Here is an 18,426-nt window from a genome sequence, read left to right on the forward strand (position 1 = left end):
TTTCCCGCTAGACTTTGAATCTCGCGTCCCGGGAGATCGCGCCATGTCAGCACATACCGCGGTGAAGTCCACTGCCGCGCCAGCTTCGCAGCGCAAGACCGGTTCGCCGGGAACAGGCGGACCGCTGATACGCGTCGGCATCGGCGGATGGACCTACGCGCCGTGGCGCGACAATTTCTATCCGGCCGGGCTCGCGCAGACGCGTGAACTCGAATATGCGAGCCGCCACCTGACGGCCATCGAGATCAACAGCACCTATCACGGCACGCAGAAGCGCACGTCGTTCGCCAAGTGGCGAGACGAGACGCCCGATGACTTCGTATTCTCGGTGAAGGCCTCGCGCTTTGCCACCAACCGCCGTGTGCTGGCGGAATCGGGCGAGTCGATTGCGCGCTTTATCGACAGTGGCATTGCGGAACTGGGCCCGAAGCTCGGGCCGCTGGTCTGGCAGTTCGCACCGACCAAGCAGTTCGATGCCGAGGACTTCGAAGCCTTCCTGCAGTTGCTGCCCGATTCGGTGGAGGGCGTGACATTGCGCCACGTGCTGGAGGTCCGGCATGACAGTTTTCTGTCGCCGGACTACCTGAAGCTGGCGCGCAAGTACAAAGCCGCGACGGTCTACACCGACTCGCCCAAGTTTCCATCGATGGCTGACCTGAGCAGCGACTTTGTCTACGCGCGCCTGATGGACAGCAGCGAAAAGCTGACGACCGGCTACGGGCCAAAGGCGCTGGACACGTGGGCCGAGCATGCGCGCACGTGGGCCGCGGGCAAGGCGCCGGCAAATCTGGAGCAGTTGGAGGACAAGCAGCCGGCTGCGAAGCGGCGCGAAGTCTTTATCTTCTTCATCAACGGCGCCAAGGAGCGCGCTCCGGCGGCCGCTCAGGCATTGCTGTCGCGCCTTGGCTGGGAACCGCAGGAACAGGTACCGGCGAAGGTGTCGGCGAAGGTTCCGGCGAAGAAGCGTGCCTGATATTCCGGCTGGCCCATTGACCCCTCGTTGCTACAATCCGGCATGAACACAAGCTCCCTGCCCCCGCAAGCCGGCGCTGCCGCGCCCGCCGCCGATTTCTCCACCCTGCCCCTGGCGCCGGCCATGCTCGCCACGCTGGCCCAGCTCGGCTATGACGAAATGACGCCGATCCAGGCCGCGAGCCTGCCGCTGACGCTCGCCGGCCACGACCTGATCGCGCAGGCCAAGACCGGCAGCGGCAAGACCGCTGCCTTCGCGCTGGCGCTGCTGCACAGGCTCGATGCGCGCCGCTTCGACGTCCAGGCGATGGTGCTGTGCCCAACGCGCGAGCTGGCCGACCAGGTCACGCAGGAAATCCGCCGCCTCGCACGGGCCGAAGAGAACGTGAAGGTGCTGACGCTGTGCGGCGGCTCGCCGATGCGCCCGCAGGTGGACAGCCTGGTCCACGGCGCGCACGTCGTGGTGGGCACGCCGGGCCGCATCCTCGACCATATCGACCGGGGCAGCCTCGAACTGTCCGCGATCAACACACTGGTGCTCGACGAAGCGGACCGCATGCTCGACATGGGCTTTTTCGACGACATCTCGTATGTGGTCAGCCGCTGCCCGCGCGAACGCCAGACGATGCTGTTTTCGGCCACGTATCCGGCGGGCATCGACAAGCTCAGCCAGAAGTTCCTGCGCAAGCCGCAGGAGGTGAAGCTGGCCGAGAAGCACGACAGCTCGAGCATCCGCCAGTATTTCTATGAAGTCGATGAGAGCGAGCGTCTCAGCGCCGTGGGCCGCCTGCTCGACCATTTCCGCCCGGCCAGCACGCTGGCCTTCTGCAATACCAAGGCGCGCTGCCGTGATCTGGTCGACCTGCTGCGCGGACAGGGCTTTCAGGCGCTGGCCTTGCACGGCGACCTGGAGCAGCGCGACCGCGATCAGGTGCTCGTGCAGTTCGCCAACGGCAGCTGCTCGGTGCTGGTAGCGACGGACGTGGCCGCGCGCGGGCTGGATATCGCCCAGCTCGAAGCCGTGATCAACGTGGAAATCACGCCCGACCCCGAAGTGCATATCCACCGCATCGGCCGCACTGGCCGCGCTGGCGAGGAAGGCCATGCGTTCAGCCTGGTCAGCATGGACGAGATGGGGCGCGTAGGCAACCTGGAGCAGCACCACGGCGGCGAATTCGAATGGCACCCGCTGGCCGAACTGCGCGCCGCGAGCACCGAGCGCCTGCTGCCGCCGATGGTCACGCTGCAGATGCTGGGCGGCCGCAAGGAAAAGATCCGGCCCGGCGATATCCTCGGTGCGCTGACCGGCGAGGCCGGCTTCACCAAGGAACAGATCGGCAAGATCAATGTGATGGAGATGTCGACCTACATCGCGGTGGATCGCGCCATCGGGCGAGAAGCGGTGCGCCGGTTGAACGCGGGGAAGGTGAAGGGCAAGAAGGTGAAGGTGAGGATGCTGACCGAGTGAGCCGCGTTCGCGTCTGGGCCACCGCATAGTTTCTCGCAGATCTGACTTCACGAAGATTCGTGTAAGTCACCCTGTAAGGCCGCCCGATCCTTTGCTAATCTGGATGGACATGGCATCTCTGCCGTACCGCATGATCGACAGAAGAGGGAGTGGGTGATGAAAACCGCACGCCAGGTCGTAGAGTCCAAGCCGACGCAAGCCATCTTCAGCATTCCGCCCACGGCGACGGTGTATGCCGCGCTGCAGCTGATGGCGGAAAAAGGCATCGGCGCCGTGCTGGTGATGGAGCACGGCAAGATTGTTGGCATCCTGAGCGAGCGTGACTATGCGCGCAAGGTGATCCTGATGCAGCGCTCGTCGCGCGATACGCTGGTGCGCGACATCATGACGTCGTCTGTTATTTACGTCAGCGGTGACCAGAGCACCGACGAGTGCATGGCCCTGATGACCAAGCACCGCATGCGTCACCTGCCGGTGATGAATGGCGAGGACCTGATCGGCATGCTGTCGATCGGCGACCTGGTGAAGGACATCATCTCCGAGCAGCAATTCATCATCGAGCAGCTCGAGCATTACATTCACGGCGGCAGTCGGTAACGCCGCACCTCTGCATGCGGGTCGCTGCCGGTTGCTACGGCGGCGCCTGCGCGCGCAGCCGAGTGTTGCAGCGCCACCGCACGCGATAGACGATAACCGCATATAATTATGCGGTTACTGAATTAGCGTTTCCGGCTTCTTCCGCCACGGCCTTGCGCCGTCACTGCACGGATCCATACCTGGCCGGTCAACTCCCCAGTTTCGCGTTAGCAGCCACATGGCTGCCGCTTGTCGTTGTCTGCCCATGTCCTCGCTTAACCCGGCCAGCCAGGCCAACGCTTCCATTCCTCTTTCCCCCGCCCACGACCACCAGGCGATCATGCGCGTGATCGGCGGCATCGTGTTGTGCATCCTGCTGGCGGCGCTCGACCAGACCGTGGTGATCCCGGCCGTGCCGGCCATTGCCAATGACCTGAACGGCTTCGGGCATCTGTCGTGGATCGTGACCGCGTACCTGATCACCTCGACCGTCGCCACGCCGCTGTACGGCAAGCTGTCCGACAGCTTCGGCCGGCGCCGGCTGCTGATGGTGGCGATCACGCTGTTTATCCTGGCCTCGGTGGCATGCGCGATGGCGCAGTCGCTCGGGAAGCTGATCCTGTTCCGCGCGCTGCAAGGCATCGGCGGCGGCGGACTGATGTCGCTCGCACAGGCGGCGATTGCCGACGTGGTGGCGCCGCGCCAGCGCGGCCGCTACCAAGGCTACCTGGCCACGGTGTGGGCGGTGGCGTCGATTGCCGGTCCGCTCGTCGGTGGTTGGGTGTCGGATAACCTGTCGTGGCGCTGGCTGTTCTGGATCAACCTGCCGCTGGGCGGCCTGGCGATGCTGCTGTGCTACCGCGGCCTGGCCATGCTGCCCGTGCGCGGCGGCCGTGCGCGCGTGGACTGGGTGGGCGCCCTGCTGCTGGCTGCGGCCATCGTCGCATTCCTGCTCGCGATGAGCTGGGGCGGCGATGTGTTCAACTGGATCTCGCCGCAACTGGGCCTGCTGGCGCTGGTGACGGTGGCCGCCGTGGCCGCGCTGGCGTGGCAGGAACGCCGCGCCGCCGACCCGATGCTGCCGCCGCGGCTCTTTGCCAACCGCGCCTATGTGATGGGCGTGGCCGCTTCGGCGCTGGCCGCGCTGAACATCTTCCTGTGCATCTTCGCCCTGCCACTGCATTTCCAGCTCGTGCGCGGCGCCGATGCGTCGATGTCGGGGCTGCTGGTGATGCCGTTCCTGCTGGCCACGGTGGCGGGCAATTTCATCGTGGCCTGGGTGGCGCCGCGCGTAGGACGCATGCGCGGCATCCTGACGGCCGGCTTCATTGCCGGCGCGATCGGGCTGGCCGTGCTGGCACTCGCTACGCCTGCCGTGCCGCTTGCCGTGGTGCTGCTGGCGATGAGCATCGGCGGTACAGGCCTCGGCATGGTCATGGTTGGCACGCTCATGAGCGTGCAGAACGTGCTGGAGCGCCGCGACACTGGCGCCGGCACCGGCGCGCTGCTGGTGCTGCGCTCGCTCGGCAGCGCTTTGGGCGGCGCGCTCGCCGGTACGCTGCTCACGCTTGAGTTCCGCCACGCCACGGCCGCTGCCGGTGTCTCGCAGGCGCTCGACCTCGGCGCGCTGCGGCATGGCAGCGAAGCGTTCGCGCAGCTTTCTCCGGCGGTGCGGCAGGTCCTTTCGAACGGTGTCGAATCGGGCTTCCAGCTGATCTTTGCAGTAGGGGCCGTCGCCGCGCTGCTGGCGCTTGGCATCGTGCGTTGCATGCCGGACATCGAGCTGCGCGGCAGCGTCGCGGAACACGCCGCCAGTCTGGCCATGGACTGAGCTGCCTGCCGGCGCCGAGGCCGGCATCGGCGTAGACTATCGCGTACCCGATACAGCGAGCCGCCCCTTATGGAGACAGGAGACATCGCATGAACCGCCGTCAGACCGCCTTCGCCGCTTCCGTGCGCCGTGCCATGTTTGCCACCGCGCTTGCACTCGCCGCCGCCAGTGCTGCACTGTTGCCGCATCCGGCGCGCGCCGCCGACAAGCCTGCCGCCATGCCGGCCGCGGCGCCGGCCGGCAACTGCCCGGCTTCGCTCAACTTCCAGTTCCCGCGCCTGCAGGACGAGGCCCCGCAGAACCTGTGCCAGTACGCGGGCAAGGTCGTGCTGGTGGTCAACACCGCGAGCTATTGCGGTTTCACGCCGCAATATGAAGGGCTGGAAGCGCTGTACAGCAAGTACCGCGACCGCGGGCTGGTGGTGCTAGGCTTCCCGTCCAACGACTTCTCGCAGGAGCCGGGCTCGTCGAAGGAGATCGCAGACTTCTGCTACAACACCTACGGCGTCAAGTTCCCAATGCTGGGCAAGTCCCACGTGCGTGGCGGTGATGTCAATCCGATGTACGCGCTGCTGGCAAAGGAAACCGGCACCGCGCCGAAGTGGAACTTCTACAAGTACCTGATCGACCGCAGCGGCAACGTGGTGGGCAGCTACAACAGCATGACGAAGCCCGACGACAAGCAGTTCGTGGCGAAGATCGAGCAGTTGCTGTCCAGCCCGCGCTGAGCGGCCCGCATCCTGTCTTTCGCTTGCGACAGCCCGGCTTTGGCCGGGCTGTTTTGCTTGTGGAGCTTGATTTGCATCAAGCACACATTGCCGCGCGCTGATTAACGTCGCCGCTTTGAGACGGCGGAGCGGCACGATGGGCATCACCTTGTACAACACGGACGGGCATACCTGCCTGATGTTTGCCGACCTGGTCGAGGAAGCGCATGGAGAAGTGGTGCAGACCAACCAGTTCCTGGTCGTCGACCACGGCCACGGCGCGCTGATCGATCCCGGCGGACACATGACCTACAGCGAGCTGTACCTGGCCATCAGCCGCTATTTCCCGCCCAAGCAACTCGACTACGTGCTCGCTTCGCACGCCGATCCCGATATCGTCGCCTCGGTCGGGCGCTGGCTGACGGGCTCGGATTGCCAGGTTCTCATCTCGAAAGTGTGGGCGCGCTTTCTGCCGCATTTCTGTCAGGCGGGGAAGACGAACGGGCGTATCGTCACCATTCCCGACGCGGGCACGCATATCCCGCTGGGCCGTGGTTCGCTGGTCGCCGTGCCCGCGCATTTCCTGCATTCCGAGGGCAACTTCCAGTTCTACGACCCCATCAGCAAGATCCTGTTCTCGGGCGATCTCGGCGCAGCCATGACGAGCGCCGCTGAGGCCGGCGCCACGGTTACGGATTTCGATGCGCACGTAGCGCGCATGCTGCCGTTCCACCAGCGCTATATGAGCGGCAATCGCGCCTGCCGGCTGTGGGCGGCGATGGCGCGCACGCTCGACATCGAATGGATCGTGCCGCAGCACGGGCCGTCGTTTCGCGGTGCGGCCATGGTCGCGCGCTTTATCGACTGGGTCGATGGCCTGCAATGCGGGCTGGACCTGCTCACGCCGAACCACTACCGCGTGCCGCCCGCCCACACCGTCACGGACTGATCCGTCCTCAGGCGAGCAGCTGTGCCAGCGCCGATGGCAGGCCGGCGTTTGGCTTGCGCGGCGGGCGCGCAAAGCTGCCTTCGCGCGTGCTGCCGGGCTGCAGGGCCACGAGCGATTCGCAATGACGCACGGCGCTGCTGACGCCATCGACAACCGGCACCGGAATGCGGCCTTTGAGCGAGCGGGCCAGTCCCGCAAGCGGCGCGCCGGCGACGATGATCACGTCGGCGCCATCCTGACGCACGGCTTGCAGACTCAGTTCTTCCAAACGCGCAGCATGGTCTTCTTGCACGCTGCCGATATCGCGCAGCGGCTCCTGCAGCGAGCGGATGCTCGCCAGGCGCGAGGACAGCCCATTGCTCGCCACGCATTCGCGATACCACGCCTCGATGCGATGCGAGATCGCGATGATCGAGAAGCGCTGGCCGAGCAGGCATGCACTGGCCAGCGCGGCTTCGGTCATGCCGACCACGGGCACGTCGAACAGCTCCTTGAGTCCGGCCAGGCCGGGGTCGCCGAAGGCAGCGACGACGAGACCATCGAACTTGCCGGCGTGCTCGGCCGCGGCGCATGCAGTCGCGTAGCCGCCGACCAGCGCCTCGAAGCGCGTTTCGATATAGGCCACGCCGAACGGCGCGGTGGCCATGGTGATGTTCGTTTCGGGCGAGGCGGTGCGCAGGGCTTCCGCGTGAATCAGGTCGGTGACCGACTCGCTGATGTTGGGGTTGACGATCAGGAGGTTCATATCGGGTTTGCGATGGTTCGGGTTCAGACCTCGGGTTGGCCGGCTTCGAGGAACCTGCCGCGTCCGGCTGCGGGCTCCAGGTACTCGCCATCGCGCACCAGCATGTCGCCGCGCGAGAAGCAGGTCACGGGCCAGCCGGTGACGTCGATGCCTTCATACGGCGTGTAGTCGACCGCATGGTGCAGCGCGCTGTTGGTGATGCGCACCTTGCGCGCCGGATCCCACAGCACGATGTCCGCATCGGCGCCGACGGCAATGGTGCCCTTGCGCGGATACAGGCCGTAGATCTTGGCCGGGCGGTATGAGGTCAGCTCGACGAACTGGTGCAGCGACAGCTTGCCCTGAGCGACGCCGTCGAACAGCAGCGGCAGGCGCGTTTCGATGCCCGGCACGCCGTTGGGAATGTGATCGAACGAATGCTCGGTGCTACCGCCAAGCTTCTTGCCTTCCGGATCGTCGTAATTGAACGGCGCATGGTCCGAGGAGAACACGCTGAATACGCCGTTCACCAGCGCACGCCACACGGCGGCCTGGTTCTCCGGATCGCGCGGCGGAGGGCTGCACACGCACTTGGCGCCTTCATAGCCATCGTCGCCGGGCAGGCCCATGTCGTCCGCGGTGAGGTACAGGTACTGCGGGCAGGTCTCGGCCAGGATCTTCAGTCCCCTGCCCTGCGCCCAGCGAATCTGCTCGATCGCCTCCTTGCCCGACACATGCACGATCAGGATTGGCACGTCGACGAGTTCGGCGAACGTGATGGCGCGGTGCGTGGCCTCGCGCTCGACCGGAGCGGGACGCGCGAGCCCGTGGAAACGCGGGGCGATGCGCCCTTCGCCGGTCAGCTTGTCGGTCAGCCACGAGATGCAGTCCGAGTTTTCCGCGTGGACCATCACAAGCGCCTTGTGTTCGCGCGCGACGTCCAGCACTTCCAGCATTTCGCGATCCGACAGCTTGAGGTCGTCATAGGTCATGTAGACCTTGAACGAGGTATAGCCCTTGCGGATCAGCGAGGGCAGTTCGTCCTGCAGCACAGTGGGGGTTGGGTCGGCCACGATCAGGTGGAACGCGTAGTCGATCACGGCGCGGCCTTCGGCGCGGCGATGGTAGTCCGCCACCGCGGCCTTGAGCGAAGCGCCCTTTTCCTGCGCGGCGAACGGGATCACCGTGGTGGTGCCGCCGCACACAGCCGCGCGCGTACCGGTGAAGAAATCATCGGCCATGCGCATGCCGTCGGGCATGGGCTGGTCCAGGTGGCAGTGGCCGTCGACGCCGCCGGGCAGCGCGAGCAGGCCGGTGGCATCGACTTCACGGTTGCCTTGCGGCAAGCCGTGGCCGAGCGCGACGATGCGGCCGTCGCGCACGCCGATATCGCACTGGAAGCGGTCCGAAGCGGTGACCACGTCGGCATTGCGGATCACCAGGTCTAGGTTGTTGTCTGCGGGCATGGTCATGACTCCGGTTCGTTGCCTCTGTACTCTGCCTTACTGGACTTCGCGGAACAGACGACCCCAGCCGGTCAGCGCGCGCGTGTCGACGCCAGCCAGGCGCAGCGACTTCCACACCACGGTGGAGATGGTGTCGTACACGGGAATGCCGGTCTCGGCTTCCAGCGCTTCCACCAGGTGCGCGGCGCGCAGGTTGGTGCAGAACGTGGTGATGGCCTGCGGCTTGTCCTTGGCGAGTTCGCGCACCATGGTGCGGATGGTGTCTTCCTCGACCTCGGCGAAGCTGTAGTTCACGTGCAGTTCCAGATGGCGTTCGAGCGAGCAATCGAAGCCGCTGCGCGCGTAGTTGGCGACGATGCGCTGCTGCACGTCATTGAGGTACGGCGTGGCCAGGCCGAAGCGGCGCGCGCCGGTCTTTTCGAGGATTTCGTTCAGTGCCAGTACCGAGGTGGTGGCGGGGATGCCGGTGGCTTCGGTGATCTGCTTGCACAGCGCTTCATCCTTGTCGAAGCCGAGCCAGCCCGACGAGGTGCCGTTCCACGCGATCACGTCGACACGCGCGTCGGCCAGCAGGCGCGCTGCGGCAAGGATCTTCTCGAGATCGAACTGGCCCAGTGCCTGGTCGCGCAGCGAGATCTCGGTAACGGTAAAGCGCGAGAAATGCGCGCTCACGTTGGGCAAGCCGCTGACCATCGCGCTGGTAATCGGTTCGAGCGCGGTATTGGAAGACGGCGTCAGCATGCCGAGGCGGATTTGCTTGGTCATTGGAGGTGTTCTCAGGAGTGGTGCGGACGCCGTCATCGGCGTCTCGCAAGTTGTTGTGTAGTGGCTTACTGTTCGGGCTTGTCGTTGAAGGCGAGCGCGGTGCCGGGCACGCGCTGGCTCGTGCGTGCCAGTTCGAGCTCCTTCTGCAGCGCGGCCTGCCGGGCTGCATCGGGATGCACGGTATTGCCGGCCTGCAGCGCGGGTAGCACGTAGTCGTTCACCATGCGCCGGTACAGGTCGAGGTACGCCGCGTCACGCAGGCCGCCTTGCGTGGACATGATGCTGTTCATCACGACGACGGCGTTCTGCCTGGGCAGCACAGTGATGAACTGGCCCTTGTAGCCCATGGCGCTGAACTCGCGCTCGCTCTTCACGATGTTGTTGATCCAGCAGTAGAAGCCGTAGTCCGGCGCCGGGCCGGACGGCGTGGTCATGCGCGCGACCCATGAGGCCGGCACGACCTGCTGGCCGTTCCAGCGGCCCTGGTTCAGCATCAGCATGCCGAGCCGCGCCATGTCGATCGAGCGCAGGCGCAGGCCCCAGCCGCCGGACACAGCGCCCTTGCCGTCGGCGCCGTCCCAGCGGTAGTGCTGCATGCCGAGCGGCTTGAACAGGCGCTGTTCGGCGTATTGCTGTTCGGGCAGCCCCGTGACCTGGCTGACGGTGGCGCCGACCAGCACCGGGTTCACGTCGATGTAGTCGAACTCCTTGCCGGGCGCGACACGCACGCTGGCGGACGCCGCGACCTTGAGCCGGTCGGGCACGCCGTAGTACAGCGTGTCGGTGCCTTCCACAAGCTTGTACGACAGGCCACTCGACATCGACATCAGATGGCGCAGCTGGATTGCTTTCTTGTCGGCGAGAGCAGGGGCCAGGTCGGGGCGCGCAGCCGCGAGGCGCTGCGCGGGCGTGTCTTCGGCGCTGAGCTTGCCGTCGCCGACCAGTGTGCCAACCAGCAGTGCGCTGATGAATTTCGTGACGGAGTACAACTCGTGGTTGTAGTCACGCGAGAGGCCGTCGCCGTAGCGCTCGAACACGAGCTTGCCGTCCTTGATGACGAGCAGGCTGCGCACGTCGAGCTTGTCGCGGCGAATCCATTCGGACAGCGCAACGAGTTTCGCTGAATCGACGCCGACCGCTTCAGGCTGCGCACTCGGAATGCCATCGGCCGGGCGAGCGGGCGCCGCCGGAGCGGCGTGGACTTGCAGGGCGCCCAGCGCAAGCACGGCGCCGGCCAGCAGGCGGGAAATGCGGGTCATGGTGTGTCTCCTCCACCGCCGCGTGGACCGTCGGACGGACCGGCGCGGCGGATACAGCGTTGCTGGGGGAAGGTCGTCAGACCGGGATCTTGGTCTCGTAGTCGATGTTGGTCGACGCGAACAGCAGGCCGACGCCGCAGGCGGCGAAGAACATCAGCGCCAGGAAGTACGAGCCGGTGGCTTGCACAATCAGGCCGACGATGATTGGCACGCTGATGCCGGCGATGTTGCCGCCCAGGTTCATCACGCCGCCCAGGAAGCCGATCTTGTTGCGCGTGCCGAGCATCGACGGCACCGACCAGAACAGGCCGCACCAGCGCAGGAAGAACAGGGTGGAGGACAGCAGCGCCACCACGGCCACTGCATCGGTGACATAGGCCACCGAGAAGATCGACACAGTGGCGACCACGGCTGCAATGCCGAACAGCGTGCGCATCACCACATTGGGACGGCCGCCGGCTTCTTTCCACTTGTCGGCAATCCAGCCGCCGACGAGTTCGCCAACGAAGCCGCTCATGAAGATCAGGAAGCTCGCGCCGCCCATCGTCTTGAGGTCGAAGCCGCGTGCCTTGCTCAGGTAGGTGGGCATCCAGGTCAGCAGGCCGTAGAAGACGGCGTTAAAGCACATCCAGCTGATGGCCATGCACCACACCGAGCGGTACTTGAAGAAGTCGAGCGAACGGCCGGACAGGTTGGTCGGCTCGGCGCTGTGCTCGCGGGCATGCGCTTCCTCGATGTGGCGCGCTTCCAGTTCATTGACGCCGCTGTGTTCGCGCGGCGAATTGCGGATGTACCACCACGCCACGAAGCCGGCCAGCACGGTGCCGACGCCAGCGACCACGAACGACATGCGCCAGGAGCCGAGTTCGCTGATCAGCCCGGCGATGATGAGCGAGCCGAGCGCCGCGCCCAGCGGTGCGCCGCCGTCAAGCAGCGTGGCGCCGCGGCCGCGTTCGTTCTGCGTCATCCAGATGGCGTTGAGCTTGCCGCCGGCCGGGTAGATCGGCGCTTCTGCCGCGCCCAGCCCGAGCCGGGTCAGCAGCAGCGAGGTGGCGTTGGTGCAGACCGCCGCGATCGCCTGGAAGAAGCCCCAGAACACGGTGGCGCAGGCGATCACGATGCGCGGCTTGTACTTGTCGGCCAGCATCCCGCCCGGGATCTGCATGAACGCGTAGGTCCAGAAGAAGGAGCTGAGGATCAGGCCCTGCATGGCGGGGCTGAGGTCGAATTCCTTGGCAATCAGTGGCATGGCCACCGACAGCGAGGCGCGATCGATGTAGTTGATCGCGACGAGCATCAGCATCATCAGGAAGATTTTCCAGCGCACGCTGCTGCGCGTGGCCGTGAGGGTGCCGGCTTGGCTTGTCGTTTGCATGACGAGGTGTCTCCTTGCTCCGTAGGTCCTTCGGTTGAGGCGTTTGTAGTAGGTGTCGCGCAACTGGCCGGAGTATAGGATACGTAATCTGTAATTACAACTCTCGTAAGTCATTGATTTTACGTGTGCACGGTTGCACAATTTCCGGGTGTGATAGCCTTCGAATGGTGCAAATTCCCCATGCTGGTGACGTCCGTGACACAAACGCTTCCGAAAACCGCCCGATTGCGCACGCTGGGCATGTCCGCCGAGATCGCGGCGCGCCTGCGCACGATGATTGAAGAGGGCGAACTGCCGCCCGGCGAACGCATCGACGAGCGGGCCTTCTGCGAGGCGTTCGATGTCTCGAAGACGCCGCTGCGGGAGGCGCTCAAGGTGCTGGTGGCCGAAGGGCTGGTGCTGCATCGGCAGTACATCGGCTACCGTGTCGCGCCACTGGACCTGGACGAACTGCGGGCGACGTTCGAAACGCTGCACGGCCTGGAGGCGACTGCCGGCGAACTGGCCGCGCAGCGGCTGACCGATGCGGGGCGGACCAAGCTCGAGCGCCGGCACCAGGCCATGATCGAGGCGCACGCGGCGGGCCGCCGTACCGACTATTTCCGCATCAATCAGGAAATCCACCAGCTCATCATCGACGGCGCGGCCAATCCGGTGCTGGCCAACGTGTATGCCGCGCTGATGAGCAAGGTGCACCGCGCGCGCGGCGCCGCCAATGCCGATTCGCTGCGCTGGCAGGAGTCGCATGAGGAACATGAGGAAATCATGGCCGCGCTGCGCGAGCCCGGCTGTCCGCGGCTGGCGCAGGTGCTGCGCCGGCATTCCGAGAACACCGCCAAAGAAGTGCTGACCGTGGTCGCGCGCTCGCTCGCAGGCGAGGCCGTCCGCCAAGCCAATCCATCGAAGGGAAAACAATGAAACTGGTAAGAACTGGCCAGCCCGGCGCCGAGCGCCCGGGCCTGATCGACGCGCAGGGCAAGGTACGCGACCTGTCGGGCGTGGTGACCGACATCAATGCGGCGCAGCTCTCGCCGGAAGCGCTCGCGCGCCTGGCGCAGGTGGACGCCGGCAAGTTGCCGGTCGTTGAGGGCGCGCGCTTTGGCGTGCCCTGGACCGGTATCGGCAAGATCATCGCGATTGGCCTGAACTATGCGGACCACGCCGCCGAAGCCGGCATGCCGCTGCCCGCCGAGCCGATCGTCTTCCTGAAGGCCAACAGCTCGCTCAACGGCCCGGACGACGACGTGATGCTGCCGCACGGTTCGCTGAAGTCCGACTGGGAAGTCGAGCTAGGCGTGGTGATCGGCACGACCGCGCGCAATGTCACGCGCGAGGACGCGCTGAGCCACGTGGCGGGCTACTGCGTGGTCAACGATGTGTCGGAGCGCGAGTTCCAGATCGAGCGTGGCGGCACCTGGGACAAGGGCAAGGGCTGCGACACGTTCTGTCCGGTCGGCCCGTGGCTGGTGACGCGCGACGAAGTGGCTGACCCGCAGGCGCTTGGTCTGTGGCTGGAGGTCAATGGCGAGCGCGTACAGAAAGGCAGCACCTCGACCATGGTGTTCGACGTCGCCACGGTGGTCAGCTACGTCAGCCGCTTCATGACGCTGCAACCGGGCGACCTCATCGCCACGGGTACGCCGCCGGGCGTGGGCATGGGCTTCAAGCCGCCGCGCTTCCTGAAGGCCGGCGACACGATGCGGCTCGGCATTGAAGGGCTTGGCGTGCAGACGCAGAAGGTCGTCGCGTACGAGTGATGTGCGCAGGGCGGGCGTACAAGGCGCCCGCCAAGGTTCCCCATCGAAACGCTTTTATACAAACCGTTGGGTTTCCATACAAAGCGTGCCATGAGAGCAACAGTTCCGGTGCTGAAAAGGGCCGGATTACATCGATTTACAGTTATTCGGCTATTGGCCTTTCCGTTTGCGATTTCTGCGTGAAATACTGTTTATAAGGACGGCGCACTGACCGTCCCGCAGTCTCTGCCAGAAGAGCAATGCCATGTCCGAGCACGCCCCCGAGATCGAGTCTTACCTCGGTACCTCTCTGAAGCGCCGCTTCTGCGCGCTGGCCGATACCCTCGACAGCCGCGACGAACTCGAAGCCATCCGGCGCAATATTCACCAGAATCCAGAACTCGCGTTCGACGAAGTCCGCACGTCCGGGCTCGTTGCCAGCCTGCTCGAAGGCTGGGGGTACACCGTCACGCGCGGCGTCGGCGGGACCGGGCTGGTCGGCACGTTGAAGGCGGGGACAGGGGGGCGCAGCGTTGGCATTCGCGCGGACATGGATGCATTGCCCATTCATGAGCGGACCGGCCTGCCATACGCGAGCGTCAACGAAGGGCGCATGCACGCGTGCGGTCACGACGGCCACACCACGATGCTGCTCGGCGCCGCAAAGCAGCTGGCGCGCACGCTTAACTTCAACGGTACCGTACACCTGATCTTCCAGCCGGCCGAGGAAATCGGCGCTGGCGGCGGTGCGGAACGCATGCTGGCCGATGGACTGTTCGATCGCTTTCCGTGCGATGCCATCTTCGGCCTGCATAACCATCCGGGCGTGGAGCAGGGGAATTTCCTGTTCCGCTCGGGACCGTTCATGGCGGCCTGCGACACGGTGACCATTACCATTCGCGGCAAGGGGGGGCATGCGGCGCGCCCGCACCAGTCGGTCGATCCGATTCTCGTTGCCGGCAGCCTGGTGATGGCGCTGCAGTCGGTGGTTTCGCGCTATGTGGATCCGAATGAAACCGCGGTGGTCACCATCGGCACGCTGCACGCGGGCCATGCACCTAATGTGATCCCGGACAGCGCGCGCATGGAGATCAGCGTGCGCTCGTTCAGCCCGGATGTGCGGGCTTCGCTGGAAACGCGCATCCGGCAGATGGCGATCGCGCACGCGGAGGGATATGGCGCCGTGGCGGAAGTGAATTATGTGCATGGCTATCCGGTGCTGATCAACAGCGAACGGGAAACCGAATTCGCGCGTCAGATCGCGGAGGAACTGGTCGGTGCCGACAAGGTAGTTTCGCAAGCGGCCCGGATCACGGGCAGCGAGGATTTCGCGTATTACCTGCAGCAAAGGCCGGGCTGTTTCGTGCGGCTCGGTAATGGTGCCAATCAGCCCCTGCTGCACAACCCGGCGTACGACTTCAATGACGAGAACCTGACGGTAGGTGCGGCCTATTGGACCAGACTGGTGGAGCGCTACCTGGCAAGGTGACCTCGCTGTTTGCGATGCTGCATGCGGCATCATGGCTTTAGCGCCCCAAGATAGCCTCCTTCGGAGGCTACTTCTTCTTTGTCTCGCCAAAGAAGAAGCAAGAAAGGCGACCGCGGAGCCGGCCCAGCGCGAGGCGCCGATCAAGGGGAGAGAAAAGCAAACCGAGCGCTGGCGTACGGCGACGCCCTTTTTTTGTTGTGGCCGGTCTTCTTAGCGAAAACTTAACGAAAAAATGCGCTCGGCGGTACGCCGAACTGCCTCTTGAACATCGTCGCAAACGCACTCGGGCTCTCGTATCCGAGATCCAGCGCCACATCCACTACCTTGCTGCCGGCTGCAAGCCTCTCCAGCGCCGCCAGCAACCGCGCCTGCTGTCGCCACTGCCCGAACGTCATCCCGGTTTCCCGCGCAAAGCGGCGCTGGATAGTTTTGGGATCCAGGCCTAAACGCTCACCCCAGTCCGCCAGCGTCAACTGCGTATCAGGTTCTGCGACGATGGCATCGCAGATCTGGCGCAGGCCGCCGTCCGCCGGATGCGGCAAGTGCAGGGGCAGGGTAGGCACCAGCACCACCTCATCCAGCAGCAGCTGCATGAGGCGGCCATCGCGCGAATCGGCTGTGTAGGGCAGCGGGACTTCGATCGCCGCCAGGATCAATTCCCGCAGCAGCGGCGAGATGCCCAGCACCGTGCAGTGCCCCGGCAGGTCGGGCGCGGCATCCGGCCGGACATAGGCGGTGCGCATCTGCACCTGTCCCACCATGCGGATCCAGTGCATCGTGCCGCCGGGCATCCACATGCCGCGCGTGGGCGGGACGATCCACTGTCCTTCGGCGGTGCTGACCACCATCACACCATGCACGGCATGGATCAGCTGAGCGTGCGGATGTTGGTGCCGGGCGGTGACATCGCCGGGCTGGTAGTCCGCCGCCATCGCCGTGACCGGCATGGGGCCACGGTCGAAGTGCACATAGCGTGGCGGATTCGTGTACGTGTCGCCCAGCACCCGGACTTCCGGTGGCGCAGGCTTCCGAGTGCCGGAGGCAGGCATGTCCTTTTCTCCAAGGTTGCATACCTATTCTCGCAGGACAGGCGCGCTTCAGCCAGTTAGCATCGCCTCTCACACCGTCCCGGCGAGCGCCCCCCTGGTTCGTCGTTTTGTCCTGTCGAGACCGCCAATGAGCACTACCATCGACTCCGGTTCCGCCGCTTCCGGCGTTTCCGGCATTTCCGGCACTCCCGCCGCCAAGACCGAACACGCCGCCGAGCGTACGGGCTACCGCGTGCTGTACGCGATCAGCTTCGCGCACTTTCTCAACGACATGATCCAGTCGTTGATCCTGGCTATCTACCCGATGCTGAAGGGCGGCTTCAACTTGAGCTTCGTGCAGATCGGCTTTCTGACCATGACTTACCAGGTCACGGCATCGCTGCTGCAGCCGGTGGTGGGCCTGTACACCGACAAGCATCCGAAGCCGCGCTCGCTCGCGATCGGCATGGGCTTCACGCTTGGCGGGCTGCTGCTGCTGTCCGTGGCGCCGACTTATGGCGTGCTGCTGGTCGCGGCCGCGCTGGTCGGCACCGGGTCGTCGATCTTCCATCCGGAATCGTCGCGCGTGGCGCGCATGGCCTCGGGCGGGCGGCACGGGCTGGCGCAGTCGATCTTCCAGGTCGGCGGCAACGGCGGCAGCGCCATGGGGCCGCTGCTGGCCGCCGGCATCGTGCACAAGCAGGCGAGCCTGGCGTGGTTCTCGCTGGCAGCGCTGTTGGCCATTGCGGTGCTGTGGAAGATCGGCGGCTGGTACGCGGAGCAGATCGCGCACCGCGCACGCAAGGGCAAGGCGGGCGGCGCCGTGGCCAGTCCGGTGCCGACGCGCGTGGTGGTGCGGGCCATGCTGGTGCTGATGGTGCTGGTGTTCTCCAAGTACTTCTACATGGCGAGCCTGACCACCTATTACACCTTCTACCTGATGGAGAAGTTCGGCCTGGCACGCCAGTCCGCGCAAATCTATCTGTTCGTATTCTTGTTCGCGGTGGCGGCCGGCACGATCCTGGGCGGCCCGATCGGCGACCGCATCGGCCGCAAGCGTGTGATCTGGGCGTCGATCCTCGGCGTCGCGCCGTTCACGCTGGTGCTGCCGCACGTGGGCCTGTTCTGGACCGGCGTGCTGACCTTCATCATCGGCTTCATCCTGGCCTCGGCGTTTTCGGCGATTCTGGTGTTCGCGCAGGAGCTGATTCCCGGCAAAGTCGGCATGGTGTCGGGCATGTTCTTCGGCTTCGCGTTCGGCATGGGCGGCATCGGCGCCGCGGTGCTGGGCGGGCTCGCCGACACGCATGGCATCCAGACCGTGTACCAGCTGTGCGCGTTCCTGCCGCTGCTGGGCCTGCTCGCGGTTTTCCTGCCAGACCTCGGCGGCAAGCGCAAGCCAGCCTGACGGCGCTAACGCGCGCCAGCGCACAGAGCGCCCTGACGCCCCGCCTTGGCGGGGCGTTTTCACTGGCGCCGGCGTCTCCTACACTGGGATGACTATGCCTGCACGCCGGCCATCCTCCACCGAATCGACGCCAGCCACGCAGATGCCTGCAGCGCCGCCGTCGGCGCTCGCCGCGCTGCGCGCTGACGGACACGCCGCCGTGCTCGGGCGCCGCGTATCGGTGATCGCCGCCACGCGCGACGCCGCGCTGGCGCCGCACCTGATGCGCGCGGTCGGTTTCCGCATCGCTGACGACGATGCCTGCGTGACCGTGTTCCTGTGCCGCCCGCAGTCACAGCAAGTGCTGGCCGACATTGCCGCAAACCGGTCGATCGCCGTGGTCTTCAGCGAGCCCACCACGCACCGCACGCTGCAACTCAAAGGCTTCGACGCCAGGGAGACGCCGTTGCAGCCGGGCGACTGCGCGCGCGTCGCCGCCTACCGCGAGGCGCTCGGCGAGGAAATCCACCTGATCGGTCATGAAGCCTCGCTGGCCCACGCGTTCCTCGCTTGTCCGGATGACGATCTCGTCGCCGTTAGCTTCACGCCGACGCACGCGTTCCAGCAGACGCCAGGCGCGCACGCCGGACAGGCGCTGAGCCCGGCCGCCACCTGACCCGGAAGCCGATACGCG

General features: G+C 65.6%; 17 protein-coding genes. 11 read left to right on the top strand and 6 right to left on the bottom strand.

Translation table 11 applies throughout. The features are described 5' to 3' along the window. Positions 1–43: 43 nt before the first annotated feature. The 6 genes from ACIGJG_RS00200 to ACIGJG_RS00225 all read left to right on the top strand — a co-directional run bounded on the left by ACIGJG_RS00200 (position 44) and on the right by ACIGJG_RS00225 (position 6,503). Positions 44–973, top strand: a complete 930-nt coding sequence (locus ACIGJG_RS00200; protein ID WP_011296228.1) for a DUF72 domain-containing protein — start codon at positions 44–46, stop codon at positions 971–973. Positions 974–1,015: 42 nt separating this feature from the next. Further along, complete coding sequence (gene dbpA, locus ACIGJG_RS00205; RefSeq protein ID WP_483672623.1) at positions 1,016–2,440, top strand: ATP-dependent RNA helicase DbpA; 1,425 nt, start codon at positions 1,016–1,018, stop codon at positions 2,438–2,440. A gap of 156 nt (positions 2,441–2,596) precedes the next feature. Then, positions 2,597–3,037 (top strand): CBS domain-containing protein, encoded by a 441-nt coding sequence (locus ACIGJG_RS00210; protein WP_011296230.1) that lies wholly within the window; start codon positions 2,597–2,599, stop codon positions 3,035–3,037. A 319-nt stretch (positions 3,038–3,356) separates the two neighbouring features. Further along, positions 3,357–4,847, top strand: coding sequence for an MDR family MFS transporter (locus tag ACIGJG_RS00215; RefSeq protein WP_483673094.1), 1,491 nt, complete (start codon positions 3,357–3,359; stop codon positions 4,845–4,847). Positions 4,848–4,936: 89 nt separating this feature from the next. Then, complete coding sequence (locus tag ACIGJG_RS00220; RefSeq protein WP_011296232.1) at positions 4,937–5,575, top strand: glutathione peroxidase; 639 nt, start codon at positions 4,937–4,939, stop codon at positions 5,573–5,575. Between the two features lie 136 nt (positions 5,576–5,711). Next, complete coding sequence (locus ACIGJG_RS00225) at positions 5,712–6,503, top strand: oxygen-binding di-iron domain-containing protein (RefSeq protein ID WP_220631195.1); 792 nt, start codon at positions 5,712–5,714, stop codon at positions 6,501–6,503. 7 nt (positions 6,504–6,510) lie between these two features. On the opposite strand, the gene ACIGJG_RS00230 is transcribed toward ACIGJG_RS00225, so the two are convergent. The 5 genes from ACIGJG_RS00230 to ACIGJG_RS00250 all read right to left on the bottom strand — a co-directional run bounded on the left by ACIGJG_RS00230 (position 6,511) and on the right by ACIGJG_RS00250 (position 12,092). After that, on the bottom strand, positions 6,511–7,248 hold the full coding sequence (locus ACIGJG_RS00230) for an aspartate/glutamate racemase family protein (protein WP_011296234.1): 738 nt from the start codon (positions 7,246–7,248) through the stop codon (positions 6,511–6,513). A 23-nt stretch (positions 7,249–7,271) separates the two neighbouring features. Next, positions 7,272–8,693: a dihydropyrimidinase gene (gene hydA / locus ACIGJG_RS00235; protein WP_224000892.1), complete on the bottom strand. Its 1,422-nt coding sequence runs from the start codon at positions 8,691–8,693 to the stop codon at positions 7,272–7,274. A 36-nt stretch (positions 8,694–8,729) separates the two neighbouring features. After that, positions 8,730–9,458 carry a maleate cis-trans isomerase family protein gene (locus ACIGJG_RS00240; protein ID WP_041679432.1) on the bottom strand — a complete coding sequence of 243 codons (729 nt, stop codon included), beginning with the start codon at positions 9,456–9,458 and terminating at the stop codon, positions 8,730–8,732. A gap of 65 nt (positions 9,459–9,523) precedes the next feature. After that, complete coding sequence (locus ACIGJG_RS00245; protein ID WP_483672624.1) at positions 9,524–10,717, bottom strand: serine hydrolase domain-containing protein; 1,194 nt, start codon at positions 10,715–10,717, stop codon at positions 9,524–9,526. A 76-nt stretch (positions 10,718–10,793) separates the two neighbouring features. After that, positions 10,794–12,092: an MFS transporter gene (locus tag ACIGJG_RS00250; RefSeq protein ID WP_011296238.1), complete on the bottom strand. Its 1,299-nt coding sequence runs from the start codon at positions 12,090–12,092 to the stop codon at positions 10,794–10,796. Between the two features lie 180 nt (positions 12,093–12,272). Here ACIGJG_RS00250 and ACIGJG_RS00255 point away from each other — a divergent pair, with 180 nt between their 5' ends. From ACIGJG_RS00255 to ACIGJG_RS00265, 3 genes are all read left to right on the top strand, one after another. Continuing rightward, entirely contained in the window at positions 12,273–13,010 is a 738-nt protein-coding gene (locus tag ACIGJG_RS00255; RefSeq protein WP_011296239.1) for a GntR family transcriptional regulator, read from the top strand. Then, a complete protein-coding gene (locus tag ACIGJG_RS00260) occupies positions 13,007–13,849 on the top strand; it encodes a fumarylacetoacetate hydrolase family protein (protein ID WP_140950898.1) in 843 nt (280 codons plus the stop codon). Before ACIGJG_RS00255 ends, ACIGJG_RS00260 begins: the two co-directional genes overlap by 4 nt. Before the next feature lie 244 nt (positions 13,850–14,093). Next, complete coding sequence (locus ACIGJG_RS00265; protein ID WP_483672625.1) at positions 14,094–15,317, top strand: M20 aminoacylase family protein; 1,224 nt, start codon at positions 14,094–14,096, stop codon at positions 15,315–15,317. A 221-nt stretch (positions 15,318–15,538) separates the two neighbouring features. Here ACIGJG_RS00265 and ACIGJG_RS00270 read toward each other — a convergent pair whose 3' ends face one another. Continuing rightward, entirely contained in the window at positions 15,539–16,366 is an 828-nt protein-coding gene (locus tag ACIGJG_RS00270) for an AraC family transcriptional regulator (RefSeq protein WP_483672626.1), read from the bottom strand. A gap of 127 nt (positions 16,367–16,493) precedes the next feature. Between ACIGJG_RS00270 and ACIGJG_RS00275 the strand changes: the two genes are divergently transcribed. Then, positions 16,494–17,753 (top strand): MFS transporter, encoded by a 1,260-nt coding sequence (locus tag ACIGJG_RS00275; RefSeq protein WP_483672627.1) that lies wholly within the window; start codon positions 16,494–16,496, stop codon positions 17,751–17,753. An 88-nt stretch (positions 17,754–17,841) separates the two neighbouring features. After that, positions 17,842–18,408: a hypothetical protein gene (locus tag ACIGJG_RS00280; RefSeq protein ID WP_483672628.1), complete on the top strand. Its 567-nt coding sequence runs from the start codon at positions 17,842–17,844 to the stop codon at positions 18,406–18,408. The last annotated feature ends 18 nt before the right edge of the window (positions 18,409–18,426 follow it).

It is taken from the genome of Cupriavidus sp. C1SS-2L (genome assembly GCF_057073735.1).